The organism is Paraburkholderia sp. CNPSo 3281 (genome assembly GCF_024206515.1).
Lineage (GTDB): Bacteria > Pseudomonadota > Gammaproteobacteria > Burkholderiales > Burkholderiaceae > Paraburkholderia > Paraburkholderia nodosa.
On sequence record NZ_JAMBPS010000207.1, the window covers coordinates 1 to 503 of the forward strand.

Genomic DNA, 503 nt, shown 5'->3' on the forward strand with positions numbered 1-503 from the left:
TCGTCGCAAGTGCAGTCGCTGACCTCGACGGCGCTGAACGCGCTGACGACGTCGCAGCTGGCGACGCTGTCGGTGAACCTGCTGACGAGCGCACAGGTTTCGGGTCTGAGCACGGGCCAGCTCGCGGGACTGAGCGCGACGCAGGTGCAGCAGCTGAACTCGGCTGACCTGCGCGCGCTGAGCACGAGCCAGCTCGTGAACGGTCTTGGCACCGCAGGCATCGCCTCGCTGACCAGCACGCAGGTGCAGTCGCTGACCACGACGGCGCTGAATGCGCTGAGCACGGCCCAGCTCGCAACGCTGGCGATCGCCTCGCTGACGACCGGTCAGGTGGCCGGTCTGAGCACGGGCCAGCTGTCGAGCCTGATTTCGAGCCAGGTCCAGCAGTTGGGTTCGGCTGACATCAAGGCGCTGAGCACCAGCCAGGTGGTGAACGGTCTGGGTTCGGCGGGCATCGCGGCACTGACGTCCAGCCAGGTCGCACAGCTCGGCACGGCGGACCT

At 67.8% G+C, this 503-nt stretch carries 1 pseudogene; it reads left to right on the plus strand.

The features are described from left to right. A pseudogene (locus tag M3I56_RS40960) lies at positions 1–503 on the plus strand (heme utilization protein); the annotation flags it as partial.